Genomic DNA, 4,483 nt, shown 5'->3' on the forward strand with positions numbered 1-4,483 from the left:
ACAAACAGGAAAACGAGGCAGGCAAGTGTTTCTCTCATATGATGAAGATGGTTAGTTGTTCGCTCTGTGAATATAATTCTTTTATTTGAAAAAAGATTGCATTCTTAAATACTTTGTGTGTTTTTGCGTGAATGCTAATAAAAAAAGGAGAAACATTTAATATGCCATATACCGGTAAAGAGCCGCTTTTTTTTTGTTAATATCTGTTTCAAGACCCATGTTCTTTTTAATAGATATTAAAGATTTTGTCGTAATTGTACAATTGCGACAAAGTCGCTTTGGCCTTTTTATAGATTTAAAGATTGTAGCTATAACGGTGACCCGAATTTTAAATAAAACCCAAATTAATAAAGTAATGAACAAGAAAAACATTCGTAAGCGCGAAGTGTATATCGCGCCACAAATCGAAGTAATTGAAGTGGAGAACGAGGGGGTAATGGCCCTTAGCGGAGGTAAGATTGAAAGTGGTGGCGAATTCTTTAGTAGTCAATCTTCGCGTAGCCGTAGTAATGCCCATCAAAGTTCCGGTTCGCTGCAAGATCTGGAAGACATAATAAACGATCTTTTTACTTATTAAACAACAAACCAAAGAAATTAACAAAGAAAAAACAGATCAATGAAAGCAAAATATTTGATAGCATATATGGCAGGTGTACTGCTGGTGACTGGATTGACAGGTTGTAGCAATGAATCAGAGCCATTGGAAGCCGGCATACCCGGTGAGGAGCAAAAAATGACGCTCATCGCCCGTCTTGGAGAAGAACCGGATACGCGTATACAATACGTAGAAGATGGAACTGCATTCAGAGCCAAATGGACAAATGAAGATAAGCTTGCAGTCTACGGACCATCAGGTAAACAAGAATTCTCCAATTCGCTCTCGGCAGGCCAATCGGAATATTCGACCGCGTTTACCGGCACTTTCCCCGGAACAGCAAGTGACTACCCGGTTTTCTACCCCTATAAGAAAGCAAGTGAAACGAAGGAACAACTCAAACTTGCAGTGGCCGGACAAAAACAAACCGGAAACAATAATAGAGATCATATTACCGATTACGACTATATGACTGGTAATGCGATCTTGAGCGGAGAGTCGGGAACCGTTGAAGCCACAGTAGCATTGCAGCGTGAGATGGCAATGATAAAGTTTGTATTAACCATACCCGGTTATAACAGTACAACAGATGGCAGCATACAAGAAGTAAGTATTGGCAATGATACCGAGCAACTTTTTTACTCCACCAAAACGCTAGGCAGCAGTGATGCTCCAAACGCTTATACTGCCTCCCTGGAGTTGGCCGGACTCACAGATCTGGACATCAGCTCAACCCCTCTTACCGCTTATATGATGTTCATCCCGGTGAGTATTAGCGGAAAAGAAATCACAATTGCTGTTGATTGCGAAAACACATCGTACAGCTACACGCAAACCACATCTAAATCTTATAGTGCTGGTTATTACTATACAGCAACAATCAGTACAGGATGGGCAAAAGAAACGAAAGCAATGGCAACACCATCCAACTGTTATTTATTAGGGCCCGGTAAAGACATTACAATCCCTGTAAGCCGTGCCAATGATTTTACTACTTCAATAGGTGAAGCGGATGCTATTGGCGATACCGATGAACTGACCGCTGAACTGGTTTGGATGGATGCCGAGGATTTGGTTACTCTTTCAACTGTAGGCAAAGGCAAAACCGGTGGTATAAAAGTAACCGCTGCCACAGGTAAATCGGGTAATGCCCTTGTTGCTGTTAAGGTAGGTGATGAAATTAAATGGTCATGGCATATCTGGGTAACAGACTACAATCCTGACCCTGATACTGATACCTGGATGAACCGTAACCTGGGCGCCATAACTAACGAAAAGGGTGCTAATGGTTCTACTGGTTTGTATTACCAATGGGGGCGTAAAGATCCGTTCCCCGGCTCGGCTTCGGCTATTACTAAGACCGAGCCTGTTATCTACTCTCCAGCTAATCCTGCAGGAATCACACACTCCCTGAAAACAAATACATCTGTGCAAACCACTGCTTGGACAGTGGTAAACCCTGATACCTTTATTGAAACTGATGGTAGTTCATGGATGGAAAACTCTACCGGTAATGACCTTAACTGGAATACTGTCGATAATAAAAAAACTCTTTTAGATCCTTGCCCGCAAGGTTATCGTGTACCTTCAGATAATGCATGGGCTGAGCTTACTATAGATAACTTCCTTGGTGATGGTGATGGTGGTGATAATCCTTTTCTGGGTCGTTATGCAGCTGACTATGGTGGTTGGTATCCGGCTGCGGGTTTGCGGTATTATGGTCTTGGAGGGAGGTTGTTAAATGTTAAAACTACCGGCTATTACTGGGCCAACACGAGTTATGATGCGAAACAAGCCTATATATTGTACTTCACAAGTGCTTCACTCAACCCTCGACATTATTATAGTCATGCATACGGCTTCCCTGTGCGGTGTGTGGCAGAATCAAACTAGCAACTTTTAGGCTCTATTCAATAACTAAAGTGAACCTTAAACTTTGATCGCATTGTTAAGGTTCGCTTTAGTTAATTCGGCCTAGCCGTGTTACGTGAAGTCATGAAACAATATATTCAAAAAAGTGATAAAGAGAGTCGTGTAATAAATGCACAATCAAAAGCATCTCGTCAGGCTTCACTGGAGGAGATATTGCAAACCTATACTACTTCCAAAACTACACAACAAAGATTAAAGAATAATGTAGTACAAGCCAAGAGCAAGGTCTTGCAAAGAGCAATTGATCCTGAGATATTGGAAGAGTTATCGTTAGATACCCCGGTTTTCCAACTACCGGATACAACTGCGTGTTGGTTTCTTTCTTTATTATATGGGATTCAGCGAGCAGGGTGGGTTAAGTCACTGTTTGTAGATGGGGTAATACAGGTAAAAAAAATAGGAGGTGGTAAGTATATATGCACTAAAGATAGGATTATAATTGTAGAAGTAGTAAAAGATGGGAGACCATTGTGGCAGCAAATATTGGAGGGGTTTATATTAAGTCGCATAAATGATGAAAAAGAGAACTTTATAGGAGCAAGAAAGGGAGGAGAATCTTTCCAAAGGAATGTTAAGAAACTAGTTCAGAATCCAATGTCAGATGAACTGCAAAGGGGCAATTTAAAGAATGCTACAGACGAGTTTTTAAAAGCAATTTGCAATGATTGGCAACTTGATGTGCATATGAGTACATCGTTTAGTGGCGCCAATGGATCAAACTCTCCTTTTTCTGAAATGACAGGTTTAAATTATTTGACTCCTTTTCAAAAGAACGATAAGCAGAAAGTCGTATTCATGACTGTGGAGAAGAGGAATCATGCAATGGGGGTTAAATATGTGACATTTAAAAAAGGTTCAGTTCCTGGGCCTAGGCCATCAAAAAAGGAATTGTTCACAGAACAAAAGTTCGTACAAATTTCGAATGTCAATGTATATAATCAACAGCTAGCTCAGAATAATATATGGGTATACAATAATAGTATTGCCAAAAAAGTGGAAAAAGTTAATACTCCTAAATGGGCAGAGCAATTAAACTATTATAACTGCTACAAAATAGAAAGAACTGTTCCGGAAAATATTACAACAAAGGACTTATTCTCTATATATAAACTACAAAAATTAAAGTTCGATGATATTTTTAAGCGTTACAAATTATTATGTGTTGTCGAAGAAGATAAAGCCTTCAATTCAAAGATATTTAGTTGCCTTTCAATTTTTGAATTTTTTATTTCAATAATGGAATCTTCATCTGTTAGTCCTGAAATACTTTATAATATAGGCAGGCTTTTGAATGACATTAAAGTTTCTCCAGAAAATGGATATTCAACTAATGAGATTAATCTTTTAGCTAAGGAACTCGCTGAATTAACTGCTGGATTCAATAATTTGTTTTCAATCATGGCTAATTCAAAGATAAAACCAAAAAATAATGTTGAAGAGAGAAAAATGTAACATATGAATTGCATTAGCGAACTTGTTTGCCACACCATAATTTGCTATATTTGTTCCACAATGAAAAGTAAACTCCTACTAATTATACTCCTGTCCTTATCCTTACCTTGCGCCTTTGCCGGCAACCCTTTCCTTCCTATGATAGGTAAACCCTACGCCGAATATATGATGGAGTTGAAACACATCTATTACAAGCTCGACTATATGGAGCAGTCGCAGGCCGATAGCCTTATGGCCTATATGGAAGAAGTCGCCACGATAGCCAACAACAGAACCTGGAAAGCAGAATTGGAAATCTTCCGTATGGCATACCGCTTCCGTTATAATACCCGGATAGCCGAAAACCCCACATACACCACCACCCACGCTATCGAAGACTTTAAAACCATTTGTGAAAAAGCAAAGGAAACAAACGATACCATCACCTATCTGAGAGCACTTCGCGGGTTGATGAACATTTACGTATTAGACAAAGAATACGACAAGGCATTCGAAACCATCAAA

General features: G+C 39.5%; 4 protein-coding genes. All 4 read left to right on the forward strand.

The window, feature by feature from the left end; all coding sequences use genetic code 11:
- Positions 1 to 355: 355 nt before the first annotated feature.
- On the forward strand, positions 356 to 577 hold the full coding sequence (locus tag D0T87_RS03475) for a hypothetical protein (RefSeq protein WP_163172821.1): 222 nt from the start codon (positions 356 to 358) through the stop codon (positions 575 to 577).
- A 39-nt stretch (positions 578 to 616) separates the two neighbouring features.
- Positions 617 to 2,488, forward strand: coding sequence for a fimbrillin family protein (locus D0T87_RS03480; RefSeq protein WP_163172822.1), 1,872 nt, complete (start codon positions 617 to 619; stop codon positions 2,486 to 2,488).
- Between the two features lie 102 nt (positions 2,489 to 2,590).
- The gene (locus D0T87_RS03485) at positions 2,591 to 3,979 is read left to right on the forward strand and encodes a hypothetical protein (protein ID WP_163172823.1); all 1,389 of its coding nucleotides are present in this window, start codon (positions 2,591 to 2,593) and stop codon (positions 3,977 to 3,979) included.
- 60 nt (positions 3,980 to 4,039) lie between these two features.
- A partial coding sequence (locus D0T87_RS03490; protein ID WP_163172824.1) for a hypothetical protein occupies positions 4,040 to 4,483 on the forward strand: 444 nt, incomplete at its 3' end.

This window comes from Bacteroides sp. 51 (genome assembly GCF_010500965.1).
Taxonomy (GTDB): Bacteria; Bacteroidota; Bacteroidia; order Bacteroidales; family Bacteroidaceae; genus Bacteroides.